This is a genomic window from Achromobacter sp. 1012554356 (assembly GCF_059760815.1).
The window spans coordinates 39,111-62,168 of sequence record NZ_JCBANC010000022.1; the positions used below are offsets into that span (position 1 = coordinate 39,111).

The 23,058-nt window shown below is 64.3% G+C and carries 26 protein-coding genes; 14 read left to right on the forward strand and 12 right to left on the reverse strand.

Annotation, left to right across the window (positions count from 1 at the left end; all coding sequences use genetic code 11):
* Positions 1-135: 135 nt before the first annotated feature.
* Complete coding sequence (locus AC6LJW_RS13600) at positions 136-702, forward strand: hypothetical protein (protein ID WP_498087546.1); 567 nt, start codon at positions 136-138, stop codon at positions 700-702.
* A 40-nt stretch (positions 703-742) separates the two neighbouring features.
* Here AC6LJW_RS13600 and AC6LJW_RS13605 read toward each other — a convergent pair whose 3' ends face one another.
* Positions 743-1,387, reverse strand: a complete 645-nt coding sequence (locus AC6LJW_RS13605; RefSeq protein WP_498087547.1) for a TetR/AcrR family transcriptional regulator — start codon at positions 1,385-1,387, stop codon at positions 743-745.
* 125 nt (positions 1,388-1,512) lie between these two features.
* On the opposite strand from AC6LJW_RS13605, the gene AC6LJW_RS13610 reads away from it, so the two are divergent.
* Positions 1,513-2,553, forward strand: coding sequence for an MBL fold metallo-hydrolase (locus AC6LJW_RS13610; protein WP_498087548.1), 1,041 nt, complete (start codon positions 1,513-1,515; stop codon positions 2,551-2,553).
* A gap of 104 nt (positions 2,554-2,657) precedes the next feature.
* Entirely contained in the window at positions 2,658-4,271 is a 1,614-nt protein-coding gene (locus tag AC6LJW_RS13615; RefSeq protein WP_498087549.1) for an NAD(P)/FAD-dependent oxidoreductase, read from the forward strand.
* A gap of 75 nt (positions 4,272-4,346) precedes the next feature.
* Here AC6LJW_RS13615 and AC6LJW_RS13620 read toward each other — a convergent pair whose 3' ends face one another.
* Together AC6LJW_RS13620 and AC6LJW_RS13625 are read right to left on the reverse strand one after the other, a co-directional pair.
* Positions 4,347-5,036, reverse strand: coding sequence for an imm11 family protein (locus AC6LJW_RS13620; RefSeq protein ID WP_498087550.1), 690 nt, complete (start codon positions 5,034-5,036; stop codon positions 4,347-4,349).
* 71 nt (positions 5,037-5,107) lie between these two features.
* A complete protein-coding gene (locus AC6LJW_RS13625; protein ID WP_498087551.1) occupies positions 5,108-5,920 on the reverse strand; it encodes an SDR family NAD(P)-dependent oxidoreductase in 813 nt (270 codons plus the stop codon).
* A gap of 90 nt (positions 5,921-6,010) precedes the next feature.
* Between AC6LJW_RS13625 and AC6LJW_RS13630 the strand changes: the two genes are divergently transcribed.
* Positions 6,011-6,808, forward strand: coding sequence for an aminoglycoside adenylyltransferase family protein (locus AC6LJW_RS13630; protein ID WP_498087552.1), 798 nt, complete (start codon positions 6,011-6,013; stop codon positions 6,806-6,808).
* A 179-nt stretch (positions 6,809-6,987) separates the two neighbouring features.
* On the opposite strand, the gene AC6LJW_RS13635 is transcribed toward AC6LJW_RS13630, so the two are convergent.
* The 3 genes from AC6LJW_RS13635 to guaB all read right to left on the reverse strand — a co-directional run bounded on the left by AC6LJW_RS13635 (position 6,988) and on the right by guaB (position 11,490).
* The gene (locus AC6LJW_RS13635) at positions 6,988-8,127 is read right to left on the reverse strand and encodes a hypothetical protein (RefSeq protein WP_498087553.1); all 1,140 of its coding nucleotides are present in this window, start codon (positions 8,125-8,127) and stop codon (positions 6,988-6,990) included.
* A 209-nt stretch (positions 8,128-8,336) separates the two neighbouring features.
* On the reverse strand, positions 8,337-9,929 hold the full coding sequence (gene guaA / locus AC6LJW_RS13640; protein WP_056562047.1) for a glutamine-hydrolyzing GMP synthase: 1,593 nt from the start codon (positions 9,927-9,929) through the stop codon (positions 8,337-8,339).
* A gap of 100 nt (positions 9,930-10,029) precedes the next feature.
* Positions 10,030-11,490 carry an IMP dehydrogenase gene (guaB, locus tag AC6LJW_RS13645; protein ID WP_056562050.1) on the reverse strand — a complete coding sequence of 487 codons (1,461 nt, stop codon included), beginning with the start codon at positions 11,488-11,490 and terminating at the stop codon, positions 10,030-10,032.
* Between the two features lie 277 nt (positions 11,491-11,767).
* Here guaB and AC6LJW_RS13650 point away from each other — a divergent pair, with 277 nt between their 5' ends.
* The 4 genes from AC6LJW_RS13650 to AC6LJW_RS13665 all read left to right on the forward strand — a co-directional run bounded on the left by AC6LJW_RS13650 (position 11,768) and on the right by AC6LJW_RS13665 (position 14,538).
* The gene (locus AC6LJW_RS13650; protein WP_498087554.1) at positions 11,768-13,141 is read left to right on the forward strand and encodes an HdeD family acid-resistance protein; all 1,374 of its coding nucleotides are present in this window, start codon (positions 11,768-11,770) and stop codon (positions 13,139-13,141) included.
* A gap of 100 nt (positions 13,142-13,241) precedes the next feature.
* Positions 13,242-13,451, forward strand: coding sequence for a hypothetical protein (locus tag AC6LJW_RS13655; RefSeq protein WP_498087555.1), 210 nt, complete (start codon positions 13,242-13,244; stop codon positions 13,449-13,451).
* An 85-nt stretch (positions 13,452-13,536) separates the two neighbouring features.
* Positions 13,537-13,914 (forward strand): DCC1-like thiol-disulfide oxidoreductase family protein, encoded by a 378-nt coding sequence (locus tag AC6LJW_RS13660; protein ID WP_056562054.1) that lies wholly within the window; start codon positions 13,537-13,539, stop codon positions 13,912-13,914.
* Positions 13,915-14,037: 123 nt separating this feature from the next.
* Positions 14,038-14,538 (forward strand): hypothetical protein, encoded by a 501-nt coding sequence (locus AC6LJW_RS13665; RefSeq protein WP_498087556.1) that lies wholly within the window; start codon positions 14,038-14,040, stop codon positions 14,536-14,538.
* On the opposite strand, the gene AC6LJW_RS13670 is transcribed toward AC6LJW_RS13665, so the two are convergent.
* The 3 genes from AC6LJW_RS13670 to AC6LJW_RS13680 all read right to left on the reverse strand — a co-directional run bounded on the left by AC6LJW_RS13670 (position 14,528) and on the right by AC6LJW_RS13680 (position 16,599).
* Positions 14,528-14,932, reverse strand: a complete 405-nt coding sequence (locus tag AC6LJW_RS13670) for an Imm1 family immunity protein (RefSeq protein WP_056566636.1) — start codon at positions 14,930-14,932, stop codon at positions 14,528-14,530. The two genes, AC6LJW_RS13665 and AC6LJW_RS13670, sit on opposite strands and share 11 nt — an antisense overlap.
* A 117-nt stretch (positions 14,933-15,049) precedes the next feature.
* Entirely contained in the window at positions 15,050-16,147 is a 1,098-nt protein-coding gene (locus AC6LJW_RS13675) for an extracellular catalytic domain type 1 short-chain-length polyhydroxyalkanoate depolymerase (RefSeq protein ID WP_498087557.1), read from the reverse strand.
* Positions 16,148-16,176: 29 nt separating this feature from the next.
* The gene (locus AC6LJW_RS13680) at positions 16,177-16,599 is read right to left on the reverse strand and encodes a ribbon-helix-helix domain-containing protein (protein ID WP_056562063.1); all 423 of its coding nucleotides are present in this window, start codon (positions 16,597-16,599) and stop codon (positions 16,177-16,179) included.
* A gap of 188 nt (positions 16,600-16,787) precedes the next feature.
* Between AC6LJW_RS13680 and AC6LJW_RS13685 the strand changes: the two genes are divergently transcribed.
* Together AC6LJW_RS13685 and AC6LJW_RS13690 are read left to right on the forward strand one after the other, a co-directional pair.
* Positions 16,788-17,240, forward strand: coding sequence for a DUF4189 domain-containing protein (locus tag AC6LJW_RS13685; protein ID WP_162253553.1), 453 nt, complete (start codon positions 16,788-16,790; stop codon positions 17,238-17,240).
* A gap of 42 nt (positions 17,241-17,282) precedes the next feature.
* On the forward strand, positions 17,283-17,666 hold the full coding sequence (locus AC6LJW_RS13690) for a hypothetical protein (protein ID WP_056562068.1): 384 nt from the start codon (positions 17,283-17,285) through the stop codon (positions 17,664-17,666).
* Positions 17,667-17,679: 13 nt separating this feature from the next.
* Here the strand turns inward: AC6LJW_RS13690 and AC6LJW_RS13695 are convergent, their stop codons facing one another.
* A complete protein-coding gene (locus AC6LJW_RS13695; protein ID WP_498087558.1) occupies positions 17,680-18,591 on the reverse strand; it encodes a LysR family transcriptional regulator in 912 nt (303 codons plus the stop codon).
* A 175-nt stretch (positions 18,592-18,766) separates the two neighbouring features.
* Between AC6LJW_RS13695 and AC6LJW_RS13700 the strand changes: the two genes are divergently transcribed.
* Positions 18,767-19,762, forward strand: coding sequence for a Bug family tripartite tricarboxylate transporter substrate binding protein (locus AC6LJW_RS13700; protein WP_056562074.1), 996 nt, complete (start codon positions 18,767-18,769; stop codon positions 19,760-19,762).
* A 57-nt stretch (positions 19,763-19,819) separates the two neighbouring features.
* Positions 19,820-20,785 (forward strand): 2-hydroxyacid dehydrogenase, encoded by a 966-nt coding sequence (locus AC6LJW_RS13705; RefSeq protein WP_056562076.1) that lies wholly within the window; start codon positions 19,820-19,822, stop codon positions 20,783-20,785.
* Between the two features lie 95 nt (positions 20,786-20,880).
* Here AC6LJW_RS13705 and AC6LJW_RS13710 read toward each other — a convergent pair whose 3' ends face one another.
* Positions 20,881-21,153 (reverse strand): hypothetical protein, encoded by a 273-nt coding sequence (locus AC6LJW_RS13710; protein ID WP_498087559.1) that lies wholly within the window; start codon positions 21,151-21,153, stop codon positions 20,881-20,883.
* A 181-nt stretch (positions 21,154-21,334) separates the two neighbouring features.
* Here AC6LJW_RS13710 and AC6LJW_RS13715 point away from each other — a divergent pair, with 181 nt between their 5' ends.
* Positions 21,335-21,628: a hypothetical protein gene (locus tag AC6LJW_RS13715; RefSeq protein WP_056566639.1), complete on the forward strand. Its 294-nt coding sequence runs from the start codon at positions 21,335-21,337 to the stop codon at positions 21,626-21,628.
* Between the two features lie 68 nt (positions 21,629-21,696).
* Complete coding sequence (locus AC6LJW_RS13720; RefSeq protein WP_235512063.1) at positions 21,697-21,963, forward strand: hypothetical protein; 267 nt, start codon at positions 21,697-21,699, stop codon at positions 21,961-21,963.
* A gap of 20 nt (positions 21,964-21,983) precedes the next feature.
* On the opposite strand, the gene AC6LJW_RS13725 is transcribed toward AC6LJW_RS13720, so the two are convergent.
* Complete coding sequence (locus tag AC6LJW_RS13725; protein WP_427984351.1) at positions 21,984-23,033, reverse strand: cyclase family protein; 1,050 nt, start codon at positions 23,031-23,033, stop codon at positions 21,984-21,986.
* Positions 23,034-23,058 lie beyond the last annotated feature (25 nt).

The window sequence follows — 23,058 nt, forward strand, 5'->3', positions numbered from 1 at the left end:
CGTAAGAAGCCCGCGAATGCGGGCTTTTCTGACAACAAGGTGAATGGATTCGGTATATTTGCGCGGCAATGCGCGTGCATGAACGCCGAGGCAACGGTCCTGTCGGCGGCCCCTGCAACCCATGACAGATCCCACATGAGCGACAACACAAAGACCTGGCGCAGTTCGACGATCACCCGAAGCTGGAGTTCCACAACGGACCTCACGCCCGAGCAGCGCGCGCAAATCGAAGTCCTGCTGGACGGCGGAATGGATGGCGTGGCGGTCAGTGAATCGTGGCGCTATTCAGGCACCGAAAACGGCGAGACGTTCAACGTCCAGATCGACGATGGCGCCGTCACCGTGAACGGACGCCGCTACGCAAGCCTGGACGAAGTGCCCCGCGCAGAGCGCGAACGCATCGAGGCCCTGCGCAATGGCCAGGCCATGACTGGCCTGTGGGACATGCTGCGCGGCGCGGGCTTGGACAGCAAGGACTTGAGCGGCCTGATGCCCGATCGGCAGGCCCGGCCCGTGTTCACCATCGAGACCGAATCACCCGACGCGGCGGCGATCCCGTCGCCACGCGCTTCGACTGAAGGTTTTGAGGCCGGCCCGGCCCCAGGCGCCGTTCCCGCACGCGGCGGCCTGCGCAAGACACTTATGATCGGCATCGTGATCGGATTGGCGCTGTGCGTGGCACAGGCGCTGAAGCTTTTCTGAGGGGCGTTGCGGCGGCGCGCAACCGCGGACGCACGCAGACTCAATCAGCCTGCGCGTAATACCCCAAGAACATTCCAACCGCTGAATCCGCCACGCGCTCACGCTCTGCCTTTTTCAATGGCGGCTGCCCCAGCGTGACCTGCGGCCAGAACGCAAAGCCCTTCACCAGCCCTTCCAGTTGGTGGCCCGCAAAGCCCGGGTCGACTGCTTTCAGGCGTCCATCGGCGATCGCCGCCTGAATCCACGCCGTCACCCCACTGCCCTTCTCGTCCATCCGGCACACGATGTCCTGCGCACGGTCCGGCGAATGAATGATTTCCGCCATGGCGACGCGCGCCAGATCAATGAAGCTGGCGTCGCCCAGCAACTCCAACTTCTGCATCAACAACTGACGCAATTGCTGCGCCAGCGGAAGATCGGGCCGGTAGGCCATGTCGACGCTCGCAGCACTGCTGGCCCACAACTGCTCCAGCATCAGCGCGAACAGCGCTTCCTTGCTGGGGAAATGGTTGTAGACCGTGCGTTTGGACACGCCCGCGGCCTGGGCAATGCGGTCCATGCTGGTCGCCTCAAACCCGGCAGTGCGAAATTCCTCCACCGCGGCGCGCACGATGTCCTCGCGCTTGCGGTCGGTCAGGCGCGTGGACGGACGTTGGTTAGCGGAATCAGAGGCTGTTGTCGGCATGGGCGAAATTCTACACCGGGCGGTGTACTTTTTCGATTTTGGAAACTACACTGTGCAGTGTAATTTTTGGCGCGATCAGCTTCCGGCCGACGCGCCATTTCCAAACCTCATGGGAAAAACCCGCCGTGACCGCCCTCACCGCCTGCAACCGCCGCGCCTTGCCCCTTTATCCGCAATCCCCCCAGCAGCGCGACGGACGTTTCAGCAATCCGCGTCCGCGCCCCGCCATGGGCTTCTGGAAGGGCGTCAAGCTCGCCTGGACTGTCCTCTTTGCCAAGCCACGCGGCACGGTTCCCGAGATCGCCATCCCCGTGCGCACCCTGGACCGCGCAGCCCTGGAAGCCGCGCCGGACCGCAGCCTTTACCGGCTTGGACACTCCACCATCCTCATGAAACTGCGCGGCCGCTTCTGGCTGACCGACCCGGTCTTCTCAGAACGCGCTTCGCCCGTGCAATGGGCCGGCCCCGCGCGCTTTCATGCGCCGCCCATCAGCATCGACGACCTGCCTCCAATCGCAGGCGTCATCCTGTCCCACAACCATTACGACCACCTGGACCGCGCCGCCGTCGCAAAGCTTGCGGACAAGACCACCCGCTTTATCGCGCCGCTGGGCGTCGGCGACCAACTGGTGGCCTGGGGCATCGACCCCGCCCGCGTCGAGCAACTGGACTGGTGGCAGTCCACCGAGGTCGACGGCCTGCGCCTGACCGCCACACCCGCCCAGCACTTCTCCGGCCGCGGCCTCACCGACAGCGACCGCAGCCTGTGGGCCTCGTGGGTCATCCAGGACGCCGACCTGCGGGTCTTTTTCAGCGGCGACAGCGGCTACTTCGACGGCTTCAAGGCCATCGGCGACGCCTTTGGCCCGTTCGACCTGACCCTCATGGAAACCGGCGCGTACGACGAGCGCTGGGCCTTCGTCCACATGCAGCCCGAAGAAACCCTTCAAGCGCACCTGGACCTGCGCGGCGGCTGGCTGCTTCCAATCCACAACGGCACGTTCGACCTGGCGCTGCATCCGTGGGAGCAGCCGTTCGAGCGCATCTCGGCACTGGCGCGGGAACGGGGTGTCGATCTGGCCACACCGGTCATGGGAGAGCGCGTCGATATCGATGCGCCGCAAGCCGGCACGGCATGGTGGCGCGGCGGCCAAGCGCAGCCGTAAACGCGGGCATGCCCGGCCGCACAAGCCGGGCCAGCCGACGGCGGCGGTCCAGTACAATTCGCGTTTGGCGACGTTGTGATCGCCCATCTGTCTGGACCCCAAGCATGTTGCGTCTGTCTGAAATCAAGCTGCCGTTGAACCACACGCCCGAGGAACTGCCCGCGGCAATCCTCAAGAAGCTGGGCATTCCCGCCAGCGACCTGAACGGCTACACCATCTTCCTGCGCAGCTACGACGCGCGCAAAAAGCACAACATCCTGCTCATCTACACGCTGGATGTCGACGTCGCCAACGAAGCCGCGCTGCTCCAGCGCTTTCACGACGACCGCAACGTCAAGCCGTCTCCGGACACCGAGTACAAGTTCGTCGCCCAGGCACCCTCCACGCTCAACAAGCGCCCCATCGTCATCGGCACCGGCCCCTGTGGTCTCTTCGCCGGCCTGGTCCTGGCGCAAATGGGCTTCAAGCCCATCATCCTGGAACGCGGCAAGGCCGTGCGCGAGCGCACCAAGGACACGTGGGGCCTCTGGCGCAAGCGCATCCTGAACCCGGACTCCAACGTCCAGTTCGGCGAAGGCGGCGCGGGCACGTTCTCGGACGGCAAGCTCTATAGCCAGATCAAGGACCCCAAGCACTACGGCGAAAAGGTCCTCAAGGAATTCGTCCTGGCCGGCGCGCCCGAGGAAATCCTCTACGTCAGCAAGCCCCACATCGGCACGTTCCGCCTGGTCGGCATGGTCGAAGTCATGCGCGACACCATCACCAAGCTGGGCGGCGAAGTCCGCTTCTCCAGCCGGGTTGAAACGCTGCACCGCGAGAACGGCAGGGTCACCGGCGTCACGCTGGCAAACGGCGAGCACATCGAAGCCGATCATGTCGCCCTTGCCATCGGCCACAGCGCGCGCGACACGTTCCAGATGCTGCTCGACCAGGGCGTGTACATGGAAGCCAAGCCCTTCTCCATCGGCTTCCGGATCGAACACCCGCAGTCCCTGATCGACCGCGCGCGCTTCGGCCCCAACGCCGGCCACCCGATCCTGGGCGCCGCCGATTACAAACTGGTCCATCACGCCAGCAACGGCCGCTCCGTTTACAGCTTCTGTATGTGCCCGGGCGGCACGGTCGTCGCGGCCACGTCCGAACCCAACCGCGTCGTCACCAACGGCATGAGCCAGTATTCGCGCAACGAACGCAATGCCAACGCCGGCATCGTTGTGGGGATTTCGCCTGAGGTCGACTATCCGGAGCACGTGCTGGCCGGTGTCGACTTTCAGCGCAAGTGGGAATCGCAGGCTTTCGAGCTGGGCGGACGCAACTACAGCGCGCCGGGGCAGTTGGTTGGCGACTTTCTGCAAGGAAAAGCCTCGTCGGAATTCGGTTCCGTGCAGCCGTCCTATACGCCCGGCGTCCACCTGACCGACCTGGCCACCGCCCTGCCCGACTTCGCCATCACCGCCATTCGCGAGGCATTGCCGGCCTTCGACAAGACCATCAAGGGTTTCAACATGCCCGATGCCGTGCTGACGGGCGTGGAAACGCGGACGTCTTCACCTATCCGCATCAAGCGCGATAACGAGACGCTGGAAAGCATCAACACGCAGGGCTTGTTTCCCGCGGGTGAAGGCGCCGGTTATGCGGGCGGGATTTTGTCGGCGGGTGTGGACGGGATCAAGATTGCGGAGGCGGTGGCGCTGAGCATCATGGGTCGCGTGGGGTAAGGGATCGCGGTCAGAGATCAGCGATAAGTGCCGATCAGCCTGCCGCCCGGCGCACTCGCCGGACGGCAGTTGCAATCACAAATCCGCCGCGTCACGCAGCCGCACGCCATCCAAATCCGCGGCACACAGCGCGTCATACATCTCCCGGTCGACCACCGGGTCGATCGACATCAGCGTCTGGCGGAATATGTGCGCATTGCCGACGCGCTCGTCTCGAAATACGAGATTGGCGCCGCCCACGACGCTGTAATACAGCTCGTCTTCGCCGGTCAGGAAATTCCGGTCGTACTTTTTCTTGACCCGCGACGCGTCCACATCCAGCGCGTCGAGCGTGCGCATCACATTGCAAAAATAGTATTGCGGTCCCGGCGAGCCGTCGGCCTGCGTATAGTCGCAAGCGCTGAATACAAAGGCCTCGGGATCGACGGATTCGAAGACCTGCCTCAACGGCTCCGAGACGATCCAGATGCCGCACCACTGCTCGAATTGTCGAAGCGCCCCGCCTTTTTCCAGCACATGGACGATGTGCGGCCGTTCGCAATATTGCGAAGGATCGCCGTCGGGCGCTTCCATCGTGTACATGCCGGGCCGAATCAGCTTTTCCTCGTTGGCGATTACCAGGCCCGGGCCAATGCCATCGCCCCAGTGGCTTGCGCTAAGGACGAAGTATTTTCCCTTCTGCGATTCAAACGTCATCACGTGAGCATTCTCCGGGCAAGGCCTCGCGCGTCTGAACGGCCAGGCGTTGAAAGTCGGTAGCGGCATACCGGCCAGTCAGGCCGGCGTGCGACAGAACTAAAGGCTCACAATCGTAACGCCAACAAGCGCCACCGCGATTATGCAGACGGCCGCGTCTGCGTCAGCCCCGTGGGCGGTCCGTCGATCGCCGTCCATCCCGCATCCACCGCCAGGCTGCTGCCCGAGATATAGCTCGCGGCATCCGACGCCAGGAACGCCACCGCAGCGCCCACCTCGGAAGGCTGGCCCCAGCGGTTCAATACCGTATGGCCGGCGTAGGTGTTGTAGATCTCGGGACGTTCCTTCAGTGGCTCGGTCAGACGGGTCTCGATGATGCTCGGCATCACCGCATTGACGCGCACGCCGTAGCTGCCGACCTCAGCCGCAAACGCCTTCACCATCTGCTCGATGCCCGCCTTGGTGGCGGCATAGATGCCCAGCCCCGGCTCGATCGTCACGGCGCGCATCGACGAACACAGGATCATGCTGCCCGCGCCCTGCTTCATCATCGGCCGGCCGAAGTGGCGCATGAAGTGAAAGGCGCCGCGCAGGTTCAGGTTCACCACCTGGTCGAACTCGTCTTCCGTGTAATCGACGATCAACTTGCGGATGTTCAGCGCCGGCGTCGCAACCGCGATGTCGATCCTTTTTTGCTCGTCCAGAACTCTAGCGGCCAACTGCGCGATGGACTCGCCGCTGGCGGCATCGGTCTGCATCCAGGCGGCCGCGCCGCCGCCGTCGATGATCTGCTGCGCGGTCGCCTGCGCGCCGTCCTCGTCGCGGTCCGCGCACATCACGTAGGCGCCCATCGCACCCAGCGCGTGCGCGGATGCTTGGCCAATGCCGGAAGCCGCACCGAGTACGACCGCGATCTTGCCTTGAAGACTGAATAGTTGGGGGTAGTTGGTCATGAAGCTTCGATGAAGATTGTTATGGATACGAATCGCACGCCGTAACGATCCGGCTGGCGCAAGGCCCCGACGCTTGGCTATTATCCTTGCATGATCCAAGCCCCGCCCCTTGCAATCGCGACGCAGCTCGAGGACGCCAGACGCCTCATCGAACGCCATCTCGGAACCCGCCTTGCCGCGATCCATCTGTTCGGCTCCGCCGTCGACCGCGGGTTGCAACCTCACAGCGATATCGACCTGCTCGTCACCGTGACTGAGTCGCCCGACGCGGGCACGCTCCGTGCGTTGGCGATAGAACTGCTGACGGTCTCGGCGCCACCGGGCCAGTCGCCCAGTTTGCGCGCGCTTGAAGTCACCGTGATGACGCTTCAGCATGTCGTGCCTTGGCGCCACCCGGCCCGCCGCGAACTGCAGTTTGGCGAATGGCTACGCGAGGATTTGCTGGCGGGCATCGTGGAGCCGCCCATGCAAGACCACGACCTCGCCATCGTTCTGACAAAGGTGTTGGGCCACAGCATCCCGGTCGTCGGCCCGCCCGCCGACCAGCTTTTTGAAGCCGTGCCGCGCCAAGATCTCACGCGTGCGCTGCTCGACACGGTTGCCCAGTGGAACCAGCCGGAGGACTGGGCGGACGACGAGCGGAACATCATCCTGGCGCTGGCGCGCATCTGGTACACGGCCGTGACGGGAGAAATCGCTTCGAAGGCGGACGCGGCGGCGTGGCTGCTGGCGCGGATCGAACCGCAGTATCGGCCGATCCTCAGTCACGCGCGGGCGATTTATCTTGGGCAGGCGCCGGACGATTTGGCGCAGCGGCATGCGATTGAAACCGAGGCGTTCATCCTTCACGCACGCCGAATCATCGAGGGTCTTTGCCCCGCCCACTGACGGCGAAACCGGCGCATGACATTCATTGCGCCTTGCGTCATCGGGAGTCCAGCTGGCCGCTGGCATTACTGCTGAAGCGCAGGGCGGGTGCAAGCAACACGGCGTGCCGCCTGCCCCCTATGCTTGGTGCGGCGACTGCCAAACCTGCACATCAAGTCGCAGATTCGGAAGTCGGCCGGTTACTGCTGCGACGAACCGATCTGCAGAATCGAAGCGTCGCGCTGCATATAGCGGTTCATGATCTGGCTAAGAATCGGGTTGCCCGCATTCTCAGCTTTCGGAGCAGTCAGGCCGACGACTGCCGCGCATAGCTTGCCCGCCTGAACGGTCCGACCCTTCACATCGGCCCGCACCGCCGCCGCCATGCCCTGCTTCCACGCAGCGCCAACACCATCGACCGCCTGCTGGGCGACGGCGCAATCTGCGTACGTCAGAGCAATCACAACCGCCGGCACATCCTTGACCTGCACATCCGCAATGATGCCCGCAAAGTAAGGCGGAATGCCGCGCCCGCTGGACGCCGCGGCCGCCTGAAGCTTCTGCTTCGCGCTATCCAGATCGCCGGGCGAACCCGACAACACCTTCGCCGGATCTACCCCTTGCAGACCAAACACCGGCGAGATGACGGCCGCTTGCACGATCTTCCCCCCATCCGCAGGCACGGCTTCCTTCAACCCGGCCACGGCGGCCGCCACGATCTCGCTGTCCGCAACGGACGGCGCGGTCTGAGACAGCGTCTTCATTCCCGTCGGCCCTGCCGCCTGCACCAACGCCGTATCAAGCGGCAAGACAAATGTCGGCATGCCCATCGTGCCCCGCCATGGCTGTTGTCCGGTGGCTTTGGTCAGATCGGGCTTATTGGCTTCACCATTCGCCATCAGGCCGGCCACATCGCCACTTACCGGTTTGAACTCGGCCTGCATCAAGCGATCCACAAACTTCGCCGTGGCTTGTTTGTCCTTCAGCCCCCAGTAGGTGACATTGCCGGGCGACTGGCCAAATCCGGCAAAATAGGACAACTCGTCGAAAGGGATATGCGCGCTATCGGACCACTTATCCAGACCGTGGCCAATGGATTGAAGCGGACTGATCGCCTGGGCAATGGACAAACGGCGCATGGCGTCAGCTGTGGGCCCGGACTTTTCAAGGCCACGCCACGCCTGCACGTCCAGGAAAGATATCTGTATCGCTTCAGGGGCGCTCAGCACCACCTGCGGTACTTGCTTCAAGGCATGCTGCAAGGTTTGCGTGCTGTCCTGTGCAGCCAACGACGTACCACTAATAGTCATCAAACCAAGTGCAAGGGCCTTTAAGCGCATCCGATATCTCCTGTTGGTTGTTACCTAAATGAGATCGGGCAGTATATCAATGGTCTGGCACCAATAAAAAAGCATACGAACTGCAGCTTTGAACCAGGACCGCGCAGCTTCGCATTGGGTTACTTCGGTTGGTAAACGCGATCATTTTGCGGCAACAAAAAAGGCGCCGAAGCGCCTTTTTTGCCATTGCAAAACCCGCTACCGCAGGATCACTCCCACTCGATCGTCGCCGGCGGCTTGCTCGACACGTCGTACACGACCCGATTGATCCCGCGCACTTCATTGATGATCCGCGACGAAACGCGAGCCAACAACGGATGCGGCAGCGGTGCCCAATCAGCGGTCATGAAGTCAAACGTCTGCACCGCGCGCAGCGCCACGACATACTCATACGTACGCCCGTCGCCCATCACGCCCACCGACTTCACCGGCAGGAAAACCGCAAATGCCTGCGAGGTCAGCTCGTACCAGGTCAGGCCGCTGGCCTCGTCCTTGGTATTGCGCAGCTCTTCAATAAAGATCGCATCGGCACGGCGCAGCAGTTCGGCATATTCATGCTTCACTTCGCCCAGGATGCGCACACCCAGACCCGGACCCGGGAACGGATGGCGGTACACCATCTGCGGCGGCAGGCCCAGTGCCACGCCCAGTTCGCGGACTTCGTCCTTGAAGAGTTCGCGCAGGGGTTCCAGAAGTTGCAGGTTCAGCGTGTCGGGCAGGCCGCCCACGTTGTGGTGCGACTTGATCGACGTGGCCTTGCCAGTCTTGGCGCCGGCGGATTCGATGACGTCGGGGTAGATCGTGCCCTGGGCCAGCCACTTGGCGCTCTGTTGCTTGCCGGCTTGTTCCTGAAAGACTTCGACGAATTCGCGGCCGATGATCTTGCGCTTGGCTTCGGGGTCGGCGACGCCGGCCAGTTTGCCCATGAATTGCGCGGTGGCATCGACGTGAATGATCTTCACGCCCATGTTTTCGGCAAAGGTCTGCATGACCTGTTTGCCTTCGTCCAGACGCAGCAGGCCGTGGTCGACGAAGACGCAGGTGAGCTGGTCGCCGATGGCCTTGTGGATCAGTGCGGCGGCAACCGAGGAGTCCACGCCGCCGGACAGGCCCAGAATGACTTCGTCGGTGCCGACCTGCTCGCGGATGCGGGCGACGGCTTCAGAGACGTAGTCGGGCATGTTCCAGTCGCCCGTGCATTCGCAGATCTCGTTCACGAAGCGGGCCAGCATGGCCTTGCCCTGGACGGTGTGCGTGACTTCGGGGTGGAACTGGACGGCGTAGAAGCGGCGGTCTTCGTCGGCCATGCCGGCGATGGGGCAGGACGGCGTGGACGCCATCAGCTTGAAGCCCGGGGGCAGTTCGGTGACCTTGTCGCCGTGGCTCATCCAGACCTTGAGCATGCCGTGGCCTTCGGGCGTGCTGAAGTCTTCCAGGCCTTCCAGCAGCTTGGTATGGCCGTGGGCGCGGACTTCGGCGTAGCCGAATTCGCGGTGGTCGGAGAAGCTGACCACGCCGCCCAGTTGCTGCGCCATGGACTGCATGCCGTAACAGATGCCCAGCACGGGAACGCCCAGCTCGAACACGGCGTGCGGCACGCGCATGGAGCCTTCTTCGTAGGCCGAAGCGTGACTGCCGGACAGGATGATGCCTTTCAGACCCTGCGCCTTCTGTTCGCGCACGAAGGCGTCGTCGACGTCGCCAGGGTGGACTTCGGAATAGACGCCGGCTTCGCGAACGCGGCGGGCGATCAGCTGGGTGACTTGCGAACCGTAGTCGAGGATAAGAATGCGCTGGTGCATGGAGACTCTACCCGTTGGAAATAAAACCGCACCGGCAGACCCGCTGTTCTTTGCGGATCTGCCGGTGCGTGATGCATGACATTGTAGTTGACTGTGCGGATCAGTCGGCGCGGTAGTTGGGCGCTTCCTTGGTGATCTGCACGTCGTGCACGTGGGACTCGCGCACACCCGCGGAGGTGATCTCCACGAACTCGGTCTTGGTGCGCATGTCGTCGATGGTGGCCGCGCCGCAGTAGCCCATGGAGGCGCGGATGCCGCCGACCAGTTGGTAAATGATGGCGAGCACGCTGCCCTTGTAGGGGACGCGGCCTTCGATGCCTTCGGGGACCAGCTTGTCGGCGTTGTTGGCCGGGTCCTGGAAGTAGCGGTCAGCCGAGCCTTCCGTCATGGCGCCCAGGCTGCCCATGCCGCGGTACGACTTGTACGACCGGCCCTGGAACAGCACGACTTCGCCGGGCGCTTCTTCGGTGCCGGCGAACATGCCGCCCATCATGCACGAGAACGCGCCGGCGGCCAGCGCCTTGGCGACGTCGCCCGAGTAGCGGATGCCGCCGTCGGCGATGAGCGGAACGCCCGTGCCTTCCAGCGCCTTGGCGACTTCGGAGATGGCGTGGATTTGCGGCACGCCGACGCCGGCCACGATACGCGTGGTGCAGATGGAGCCGGGGCCGATGCCGACCTTGACGCCGTCGGCGCCATGTTCGACCAGCGCGCGCGCGGCGGCAGCGGTAGCGATGTTGCCGCCGATGACTTCAACCTTGGGGTAGTTCTGCTTGACCCAGCGCACGCCTTCGAGCACGCCCTTGGAGTGGCCGTGCGCGGTATCGACGATGAGCACGTCGACGCCAGCAGCAACCAGCTTTTCCACGCGTTCTTCGGTGTTGCCGCCCACGCCCACGGCCGCGCCAACGCGCAGCTGGCCTTGGCCGTCCTTGCTGGCCATCGGGTGCTCGGTGTTCTTGACGATGTCCTTGACGGTGGCCAGGCCACGCAGTTCAAAGCCGTCGTTCACGATCAGCACGCGTTCCAGACGGTGCTTGTGCATCAGGGCCTGCGCTTCTTCGAGCGTGGCGCCTTCCTTCATGGTGACCAGGCGTTCCTGCGGCGTCATGATGTTGCGCAGGGGCTGATCCAGGTTTTCTTCGAAGCGCAGATCGCGGTTGGTGACGATGCCGACCAGCTTGCGGCCTTCGACGACCGGCAGGCCCGAGATGCCATGCTGGCGCTGCAACGCAATGGCGTCGCGCACTTTCATCTGGGGGGTGACGGTGACCGGATCGATCACGATGCCGAATTCGTGGCGCTTGACGCGAGCCACTTCACGCGCTTGGGCGTCGGCGGAGAGATTCTTGTGGATGATCCCGATGCCGCCTTCTTGCGCCATGGCGATGGCCAGACGCGATTCGGTGACGGTGTCCATGGCGGCGGACACGAGCGGGATATTCAGGCTGATGTTGCGAGTCAGGCGCGTGGCCAGGGAGGTGTCGCGCGGCAACACCTCGGAATACGCAGGCACCAACAACACATCGTCGAAGGTGAGCGCTTTTTGAACGAGACGCATGGGTAACTCCGGGCGCAAAGCAAGATTATACGCCGCCAGCATGTTTTGACTAGGTGTTAACCATAGGTCTGGGTAGATATTTATGACACTTGATCGGGCCCCAATTTTCGGACTGCGAACTTTTGCCTGGACTGCATACCGATTCATGTCGAGCCTGGCCGGAGGGTGTGCGCCGCCATGCGCTGAATCTGGCGTGGCCACCCGGCACGCATTGACGCACGCGCCCGCCTGCTTTTATGTTCGTGTATACGTTATCGACTTTGCGGGGATCACCGCCATGCCGCAGTTGGTCTTGCTTCTGTTGGGCGTCCCTTACCTGCGGCAGCGCTGGCGCGCGCTGGCGATCGCGGGCGCGGTGTTCCTCGTGGCCGGTATCGTCGTGTTCATCGATGCCCTGGACGGCGCCCCCTACTTTCCGCTCAACGCCTTTGCCGTTCTCTTCATCATCGAAGGTCTGGGCACGCTGCTGATCGCTTCCAGCGGCGTCGGGGGGCAGCGCGTGCTGCGCTATGCGAAAGGTCTGTTTGTCCTCGTGGCGGGCGGGCTGATTCTGGCGGGGCATCATCACGGACACTTTGTCCTGTCGATGATCTTCGGCGCGCTGTTCTTAGTGGATGGGTTGCTGCAATGCATCGCCGGGTACGTCGTGCGCTACGAGCGCTGGCGCTACGCGTTTGCCGGCGGCGTGGCGGAAATCCTGCTGGCGATCTTCTTCTTCCAGCCCTATCCCACGAATTACGTCGGCACCGTGCCGTATTGCCTTGGCCTGTTCCTGGGCATCGCCGGCGCGAAGCTGCTGTGGCTGGCACGCCGCGTCCGGCATCTGGCTTCCAACCCCGCCTTTGCCGCCACGCAGTCGGTGGGCTTCGCGCCTGCCGGGCCGGAACAGGCCACGCCTCAAATCTGGGACGGCCCGCCCGCCGATTCCGAGCGCGCGCTGACCGTCCATGTCTGGACGCCATCGGGCTCCGCCAAGGCGCAGACCCGCAGCTATCCGCTGGTGGACCGCTACATCGCAGCAGTCGACGTCAACGGCGTCATCTCCACGGGCCACGCGGCGCTGGAGTCGCCTGAGGGCGTCTACATCAGCCTGTACCCAAAGGAAGAAATCGACCGGTCGCCCGACGACTTCGGCGCGCTGCTTCGCGCCACGGCCGACAACGACATTCCCGGGGTCTATCAACCCGACTACGCCACCGAGTCGAACGCCTGGTGCCCGTCGAACGTGCGCGTGCGGATCCGCAACTACGACGCGGACAAGCTGGCGGCCTTCTGGCAGGAGTACCGCAAGAACGCCACCTACAACCTCACCCACCGCAACTGCTCAAGCACCGTTTCGCGGGCGCTGGACGCCGCGCTTGACGGAGTTGTGGGGCGCCTGCATGGCGGCGAGGCCGGCTGGCGGGTGCTGATCCGGCTGTTGCTGACGCCTGAGCTTTGGGTGGCCGCGCAAATCCGCAAGCGTGCGCTCACGATGGCTTGGACCCCGGGCCTGACTCTGGATTACGCCCGGGCCATGAGCATGCTGGCGGACCCGCGGCCATTCGGGTGGTGGAAGATGTCGCAGCGCGCGTTGCGCCGGATCGCCGAATTGCGCGCTGGATGGCGGAACCAGGACCGGGAATCGCCGGCCCGCCGGCCGCGGACCTGATCCGCGCGCTCGCTGTTGCAATTGAAGCCTGGAGAATCGCCAGACGCGGGCGTAACGTGAAAACGCGGCATATGCCGCGTTGCCTTTGCAGGTACGCATCATGACGCCCACAACTTCCCGCTCCGATCCCCATCCCGCGGCCCCTGCCGCCGCGCCCGATACGCATGCGCCGCCGCCTGCGGACAAAGCGCGCGCAAAGTCCGATCACCAGCACGAAGAGGCCCGGCGCAAGACGCTGGTCGGTTCACAGCACAAGGAAAACACGCGCGCCGTGGCGGCGCCGCGCTATCACGGACATCGGGGCGGCTGAAGGCGCCGTCCCCCTGTTTGCCGCCCGCGGACCGCCCGAACGGATTTTTGCGGTATGTTTCTGCAAACACCGACGGATCCCGACGATGCAGTCCGACGAAAACTACCTCCTTTATGACGGCGATTGCCCGTTCTGCTCGAACTACGTGCGGATGATGCGGCTGCGCAAGGCCGCAGGGCCCATCGCCATGCTGAACATGCGCGACCATCCCGACCTGGCCGCGCACCATCGCGCGCAAGGCTACGACTTGAACCAGGGCATGCTCTTGCACCTGGACGGCCGCGACTACTGGGGCGCGGACGCCATCCACCGGCTGGCTTTGCTCAGCACGGGCAGCGATGTGTTCAACCGGCTCAATGCCACCATCTTCAGCAACGCTTGCCTGTCCAAGGCGCTGTATCCCTTCATGCGCACCGGCCGCAGCCTGACGCTGACGTTGCTGGGCAAGAAAAAGATGCCTTGACGCACGTGCGGCGCGATTCCCGCACAATGCGGGCGGCGAGGCGCACGCCTGCGGAACGCACATCCGCAAGCTGCAGGCCGGCCACCCGAAAGCCTCTACACCCCAACAACCGGAACTGACCTGATGATCTACATCTTTGGCGCCCTGCTTCTCGCGTCTACGCTGGCCGCTGCCGTCTACCGCCGCATGCAGCGCAGACCTGAAGACTCCGGCCGCGCCATGTCGCGCGACATGCTGTCGGGCGCTGCGATCTTCGCATTCATGGGACCGGCCGTCGCCATGGTGCTTATCGCCGTGACCCTATCCATCGGAGCCCAGGATCCGGAACTGCTCCTGTTCGGTCTCTATGGGCTGCCGTGGGCGTATCTGTTTGGTGGCGTGCCGGCGCTCTTTTGCGGGATGACGGCGGGCGCGCTCAAGCCCGTCGCGCCGTCCTGGCTGGCCGTCCTGCGCATGGGGCTCATTGGCGCGGCGTATGCCTTTGTCTTCTTGCTGACGTTCGGCATGCGCGAAAGGTCGTTGGCAGCGCTGGGATTTCCGCTGTTCATGGGCGCCCTGCCCGCCGCTATCGCCGGTCTGCTGTGCGCGCGGGTGTTCTACGGCAAGCCGGTGGCTATTCGCTAGCCCAGTTCAAATCCGGCGACGCGGCGCCGTGCGCGTGAAAGTACAACAGTGCGGACGCCGCCTTGGAACGGTCCACGCACTGGAACTGCGGATAACTGCCCGATTGGCCGCCCGCCACCAGGTCCTGGTCGTGATCCTCGGATTTGGCGGGGTCGATCAGCGTGTGGATCCGCGTGTCGCCGCCGGATGAGATGAACACGACATAGGCGCCGTCGCCGCCACCGCCGATCGACATGACCGTGTCGTCGTCAATCACGAAGGCGGTCGAACTGAAGACCGCGCCATCCAGCCTGTCCAGGGCGGCGAGCAGGTCGCCCTCGGTCGGGGATTCATGCGCGCGGGTCTGTTCCTGGTCGCCTTGACGCATGTCTTCGATGATTCTGACGATTTTCACGGTGCTCCATTCGCCGGCTAGCGGCGCGTTGAGGTGGGGTCGCATGCAAGGGAATCACGGCCGATACTACATCGGCCATGATCCAAGCCGCCATGACCGCGCTTGAACGTGAACGAATCACCGAGCGCGCGACGTGCGCGCGAAGAAGAATCGCAGCATCTCGGCCGTCGCATCCGGCCCGGTCCGATCCGTGTAGGACCCTTGATCCGATCCGCCTGCCCAGGCATGGCCGGCGCCGTGGACATCCCAGCGTTCGGCAACGATGTTGCCCGCGGCGTCGCGGTACACGTGGCGGGTGCTGTCGCGCTTGCCGCCGGCGCCCGCCACGCGAACGGTTTCGACACGCACGCCGGGCCTCACGCTGGCCGCGATCACGCTGTCGGCATTGGCGGGATGCACGGTGGCGTCGCGGTCGCCATGAAAGACGATGACAGGCACGCCGTGGCTGGCCGGAGCGGCGGTTTTCAGGCCCACGCCCTTCATGGCGGACAGCGCTGACGGCAGATCCGACGCCGCGCCCGCAGCCAGCCCCGAATGCACGCCTGCCGCCGCATACAGCTCAGGATAGGCGCCCGCCAGAATTGCTGCCATGGCCCCGCCCGCCGACAGGCCCGCGACATACACGCGCGTGGGATCAATGTTGTGGGCGGCGATGACCTCGCGCGTCATACCGGCCAGGATAGATGGCTCGCCCCGGCCTTGCTGCTGGTGGTTGTGCTTGAACCAGTTCCAGCACTTCTGCGGATTCGCGTCGCGCGATTGGATGGGATACAGCACATGAAAGCCCTGCTCGCGCGCGGCCGCATTCATGGCGGTGCCCGCCGCGAAATCGTCGGCGTCCTGCGTGCAGCCGTGCAGCATGACGACCAGCGGACGCGGCGCGCCATCCGGGTTGGGCGGCACATACAGCTTGTAGCCGCGCTGCCCGGACGAATTGCGGAATGTTCCCGCAGTGAACGTATCGCCCGCAACGGCGGGTTTCGGGACGGGCTGCGCAGCGTCGCCGGCAACGTGCGGCGTCGCGTCGGAGGCCCGGGCAGGATCCGGAACCTCCCAGGCTTCAACGTCGATGACGTCGGCATCGTCCTGCCGGCGCGGCGCGGCGGCCAGCCCGCCCCGCAGGGCGGCCTGGATGGCGGCAGTTGCCGCCGATAGATCGCCGGCCTGGGTGAGCTGGGTAGCCCGGTGCATGAGGTGCTGAAAGTCAGGGTGCATGAGGTGACCTTTTTTTTGCGCCGCGAGGATCAGCGGATGCGCTGACGCAGGGCGGCTTTGACGGCGGGGCTGGCATGCAGCGCCCCCAGTACCGTCAGGGATTCGATCGTGGCGAGCGCAAGCTCGGGCGTGACGTCTGAGGCGATGGTTGCCAGGCCCAGCACCCGGATCTGAAGCATTTCGCCCGCCGCCTGGACCGCAAGCAAATCCTGGGCGGTGTAGTGCTGGATGCCGAGCACAAGCGTCTTGCGGCTGACGGCCTGGCGTACGGCGTCGCCGTGGGTGGCAAGTTGATTGCGGATGGCCGTGCGGATGAGATCCGTGCGGTTGGCGTAGAACCCTTCCTGGACGAGCAAATCAATCTGACCCAGGTCGACATAACCCAGGTTGATGGTGATTTTTTCGTCCGCAGGCTTGGGGGTGGAGGCGAGTTGAGAGGTGCGAGGCGGCATGGATCGAATCATAAACCATCCACTTGGATGGTCTATGGATGTTTCAACTTGATAGATCTGCCTGGTCAGCGGGTGCTGGTCTTAGGGTGCCGGTCTTATTGACGCTGGCAAGGCGGACTGAGCTCCGCTACCGTCGTCGTGAACCCCAGGGGATTTCCATGGCGCCACGCCTTGCATCGGGATTGCTCATGTCAATTGCCTGCTCCGCGGCGGCCATCGCCCAGCCGGTTCCGCCCGACCTGTACGGCGCCTTGATCGTCTCTTCAACCTATCGCTACTACGCCTCGATCCTGTATGGCACCGACGCCGCGGCCCGCCGCAGCGCGCTCACCGCTTGCCGGGAAGATGAGCCCCGGGCCACCTGCGCGGTGTATGCCAGCTTCAGGAACCAATGCGTGGCGGTGGCCGCGAACGGCGCGCAGCACATCGTCGCCATCGGCGACAAGGCGTGGGACCGACAGCGGACCGGCGATTACAGCCTGGGGTTATGCCGCGACCAGACGGGTTCCGGGTGCAGACTGGTGCTTAGCGCGTGCTCGACCCAGGCGCAGCAGTTGGAGGACCAAAGCGTCCGCGCCGGCCCGGACGGGGGGATAAGGACGGATTTCCAGGCCCATTACGCCGCCCCGCTTGTCCAATGAACTACAGTCTGTCGGGCAACATTCACCCGAAAGGAAAGCATCATGGAAAATCCGTTTGGCGATTCCGACGAGCCGTCCAGCGACCATCGGCAGTATCTGGTCCTGATCGCGGCATCCAAAGACAACGCCGCGCTCGCGCAAAAAATCCTGGAAAACATCAAGACGCACGTGGATGAGCGCGCCGCGCCTTTGTGGATCGACGCGAAGGGAATCGGTGTGCTGGTGACGACGGAACTGGTCGCCTCCGAGATCTGGCGCGAGATGTTCCAGAAGGCTCCGGGCCAGGATTATGGCGACACGCGCAACCTGCTCATTCTGGAAATCGGCAAGGATTGGGCCGCCCGCCGGGACGACAAGATCGAACACTGGTTGGCCAGCCACGTCGGCGCGCCGCTGTCTGCGCCGAACCGCCCCAAGCGCCGCTAGATAGAAGTCTGGCTCACGCCTGTCCTCGGCTTCCGGCAGTTTCCGGGCTGTTCCGCTTGGCCACGCGCTGCAGAAACGCATCCAGTGCCGGGTTGTCGTGCTGCGCGTGCCAGGCGAGGTACATGTCCGCGTAGAGATCGCGCTGGCCGATCGGCCGGAACACGACACCTTCAAAACGCAGCTCGCGCGCGGAATCCGGCACGAGGCCCACGCCCAGCCCGGCCCGCACCAGCGCCAGCAACGTGTGCGTCTGCCCGGCGCGCTGCACATACTGCGGCTGCACATCCGCCAGGCCGAAAGCGCCCACGATGCGGTCGTAGAAGTACTTACCTTCCCGAGGCGAATACAGCACAAACGGCTGCCCCTGCAGCAGACGCAGCGGCACCGTGGCGTGCTCGCACAAGGGCGAATCGGCGGGCAGCGCCAGCACCAGCGGTTCGCGTTCAAGCAGGCGCGACTCGATACCTGCCTGCTGCGGCACGCTGCGCGCCAGAATGGCGTCCAGTTCGTGGGCCAGCAACAGGCGGCTCAATTCGGTCGTCACGGTTTCGCGCAACTGGATCTCCACGCCCGGCAGCAGCTTGCGCGCCTGCATGATCAGCGACGGCATCAGGCGATACGAGGCCACGGCCGTAAAGCCCAGTTTGATGTGGCCGGCTTCGCCCCCGGATGTACGGCGCGCGGTGGCGGCGGCCTGCGCCGAAAACTCCAGCAGGTGGCGGGCATCGCGCAGAAAGCGCCGGCCCGCGGCGCTCAGTACGACCTGCCGGCTGTTGCGCTCGAACAGGGTCACGCCCAGGTCCTGCTCCAGCAACTGGATCTGGCGCGACAGCGGCGGCTGCGTCATGCACAGGCGTTCGGCGGCGCGGCCGAAGTGCAATTCCTCGGCAACCGCAATGAAACACTCGAGCTGACGAAATTCCATCGATTCAATCCTTGAATTGATTGATGCTATTTATAGCTCGAACGGCTATCCATGGACAGGCATCCCTATACTCGGCTGCAGGGCTGGATTCCAGCCCGCGAAGCATCAGGAGCCTTACCCCGCAGCACCATTTTTTGCGGCCCCGCCGCCATCAACGCCATAAAAGAGAAAATCCATGGAGACAAAGAACACCGCCCGGATCCGCGTCCGGCTCCTCGCCGCGGCGCTGGCCCTGGCCGCCACCGCCGCCGTGCCGCACGCGGCCAGCGCCGCAGGCTATCCGGAACGCCCGATCAATCTCATCGTCCCCTTCTCGCCTGGCGGCGGCACCGACATCTCGGCGCGCCTGCTGGCTGCGGCCCTGGGTGAAAAATTCTCGTCGTCGGTGGTGGTGGACAACCGCCCGGGCGCCGGCGGCCAGATCGCCGCCGACCTCGTGGCCCGTTCGCAGCCCGATGGCTACACGCTGCTGTTCGCAAACTCGGGCATGCTGGCGATCAACCCCTGGATCTACAAGCTGCATTCAGACCCGGTCAAGGCGTTTGCGCCCGTGTCGCTGTTTTCGGACCTGCCGTTCGTGCTGGTGGTGCCCGCCAGCCTGCCGGCCAAGAACGTCGCGGAACTGGTCACGCTGACCAAATCCCAGCCCGGCAAGCACACGTTTGCCAGTTCGGGCACGGGCGGCGCCCCCCACCTGTCCGGCGAAATCTTCCAGGAAGCCACCGGCGTGGATCTGGTGCACGTGCCCTACAAGGGCGGCGGCCCGGCGATGACCGATCTGATGGCCGGCCGCGTCGACATGCTTTTCGCGTCCGTCCTGGAGACCATGCCGTACGTCACGGCCGGCAAGCTGCGCGCGCTGGCCGTAACGGGCGCGGCGCGCTCGCCCGCCATGCCGGACGTGCCCACCATTGACGAAGCTGGCGTGAAGAACGCGCAGAGCGGCTCGTGGACGGCGGTGCTGGCGCCGGCCGGCACGCCGCAGGCCGTGATCGACAAGCTGTCAGAGGCAATCCGCGCCGTGGCCGCCGATCCCGCAGTCAAGGCCAAGCTCGAATCGCAAGGCGCCGTGGCCCACGGTTCGACGCCGAAGGAGCTGCAGGATCTGGCCGCTAGCGAGCGCGAACGTTATGGGCAGATAATCAAGTCCCGCAATATCCAGACCAACTGATTCCGGTCCCGGCCCGCCTCGGCGGGCCTTTCCTTCTTACTTATATAAGCCGTATCCATGACTGCATCCCTTCCCGCTTCCGCCGCCGATCTGCTGATGGTCGGCCCCCTGCTGCCCGATCTGGTGGCCGACCTGGAATCGCGCTACCGCGTTCATCGCCTCTGGGAGGCCCAGGACCCGGCGCTGCTGCTGCGCGAACATGGCGCCGCCATTCGCGGCATCGCCACCAGCGGCCGCTTTGGCGCGACGAAGGAATTGATCGACGCCTTGCCCGCGTTGGAAGGCATCTTCAGTTTTGGCGTGGGTTACGACACCATCGACATCGCGGCGGCCGAGGCGCGCAATGTCGTGGTCACCAACACGCCGGGCGTGCTCGACGCCTGCGTTGCCGACACGGCATTGGCGCTGATGCTGGCCGTCTCGCGCCGCATCGCGGAGGCTGATCGCTTCGTGCGCGCCGGCCGCTGGCCCACCGAAGGATTCGGCCTGGGTTCGCGCATGACCGGCAAGCGCTGCGGCATCGTCGGGCTGGGCAACATCGGCCTGCAGATCGCCCGCCGCGCGCAGGCCTTCGACATGGATATCCTGTACACCAACCGCAAGCCGCGCCCCGACGCGCCCGAGGGCTACCGCTATTGCCCGGACATCGTCGAGCTGGCCTCGCAGTGCGACTTTCTGGTGCTGGCCGTGCCGGGCGGCGGCGCGACGCGGCACATGGTGAACGCGCAGGTGCTGGATGCGCTGGGCGCCGAGGGCTGGCTGATCAATATCGCGCGCGGCACAGTGGTCGATGAAGCCGCGCTGGTGGCGGCGCTGCAAAACAAGCGCATCGCCGGCGCCGGCCTGGACGTGTTCGAACACGAACCCGCCACGCCCCCGGAATTGAACGCCATGGACAACGTGGTGATGCTGCCGCACATCGCCAGCGGCACCCACGAAACGCGCCGCGCCATGGCGGACCTGATGCGCGCGAACCTGGATTCGTGGTTCCGTGAAGGCCAGGTGCATACGCGCGTGGTGTAAGGCGGGCCGCTGACTACAGATGCAAGGGCGGCCTGCCGGATTGACCGGCAGGCCGTTTTTCAAACGGCTCATCTGACCGTTCTTCAGGCCGTTCTTCAGGCCGCCTCCACCGCCGGCGGATCAATCCTCTGTTGCGAGACGGGCGTGGTGCGATCACAGCGCGTCCAACCCGACGCAAGGTTGCGCCGGTCGTGCAGGTAATCCCAGTTGGCGCCGCACTCGCCGCAAGTGAACGCCTCGTGCGTGATGCCGCGTTGCGCCAGCGGCAACGACCGGACATAGCCCAGGCTGATCAGATTGTCATGCCCCGGCGCCCCCGCCTGGTCCACGGTGATGGCCGCGCATTGGCCGCACAGCATTGTTTCCATCCCCTTTCATTTTGCTTTCAGGGGATGGTACGGACGAAAGTACGAGCAAGGTTCAACAATTCTCACATTCGGTATTGCAGAGTTACCTGGCTCCCGTTCACGGGACGCCATTGCTGAAAACACCGACGCCTGTCTTCAATCCTGGCGGACTATACTGGATAAATAAACAGTGTATTCCACCATGCCGTTCAAAAACCCGCTCTCTCACGCCGACCTGCGCTTCATCCGCGAACGTCAGCCCTGGAACCCCGATGTGATCGCCCTGCTCTGGGAGGTCAAGCGGCTGCGTTCGATCCTGCTTCGCGCCTATCAGCTATCCGGCGACTTCAAGCGCCCGGCCGGAATTACCGGCGAGCTCTACGACGACTTCATGCGCGACCTGCAACACGAACCGTGCGTGCTGGAGCGCGACGATATGAAGGACGCGCTAATGGAACCCTCCAACCGGCTGCGCAAAGGGATGGCGCCTAGATAGCGCTGGAGCGGCGGCGCGCGCGGGAGTATCGTCAAGACGCAATCCTGGCCCTGCAACGGAGGCGTCCCATGCCTGAAAAACCAGAAATAGACATCGAGGCCGGCGCATCACAGATGGGCAACCTGGTGCAGTTCCTGCTGTGGATCGCCGCGCGGCCGCGCACCTATGCCGAGACCATGGAGGCATGGCGCACCAATTGCCCCCGGCTGTCCGCATGGGAAGACGCCACGACGAATGGCCTCGTCGATATGTCACCAGGCGAAAGCACGGTACGCGGCGAGGCCGTGGTGGTGCTGACCGAAAAGGGGCGGGACTTGCTCGCTAGCCCAAGATAAGGCAAGACCCGGAGCCCCTTTTACACGGTTGCCACAGGTGTGGCCGGCGATCCGACCGCGCCCGGCAGGTTCAAGGGCGGGGCCGTCAGCAGGAAGCGGTTACGGCCGTTGGCTTCAAGCCAGCGCGCGAGTTTGCCCAGGTACCACATCTCGCCAATTGGCATGCCGAGCTTGAAGATGCAATGGTGGTGCAGCGGCAGCGCCGCGCAGCAGGCGTTGGGTTTCTGGGTGGGATAGATCTCCAGCGCGTGGTTGTCGGACGCCATGGCCGCGACTTTCGCGTCCGTGATCCACTGCAGCAGTTTCTCGTCGCTGCCGTCCAACCCGGCGCAGATCTCATGCAGCGTATGTGGGTCGGGCTCGCGTTGCTTCTCCAGCAAGGCGTCGCCGAACTCCGTATGAAAGAGCACGATGTCGCCCTGCTCGATCTCGATCTTGTCCGTCTCAAGGATGCGCATCAGGTCGTCATAACCCACCGATTTCTGCGCGCGGCCGTAGTGCCTGGCCAGATCCACCATGACGCCGCGGCTTTGCAGGCAGGATTCCGCCAGATGCGTGATGTCCAGCTTCTTGGCGTTGGAGGCGGCTCCTTGGCGCAAGTCTGTCTTCGCGAAACCGTTAAGCACGTCGTAGTCCACCGGTCCGACCACATGTTCGTTGGGCCGGAAGCCGTTGTAGTAGACGCGTTCCGGCAGACCGTCGCCATTGGCGTCGAATAGCGCGCCCACGTGCGCCAGCGAATCCCATTGAGTCGAATACTGCAAGCTCATTTCGACGATGTCGTCGCTGAGCACATCCACACATCCCGGCCGCAACCGGCCGAGCGGGAAATTCATGTATTGGTCGCCGTCTCTTTCGGTGGGGCGCAGCTTGGGCGGATGGCGCCGGACATTGACGCCGTTGCCGCCCGGATAGTCCAGCGGCAGCGACAGGCAGAAACTCAGGCCCGCCTTCACTTCGCTTATGCCCTTCAGCACGTTTGCGGGAGTGATGTAATTCAGGCAACCGCGCTGATCGTCAGGACCGAAGTCCCCCCAGTTCGATCCTTCGGGACGGCTCAACCATCTCATGCGTCGCAACTCCTTGGCGTTGAAA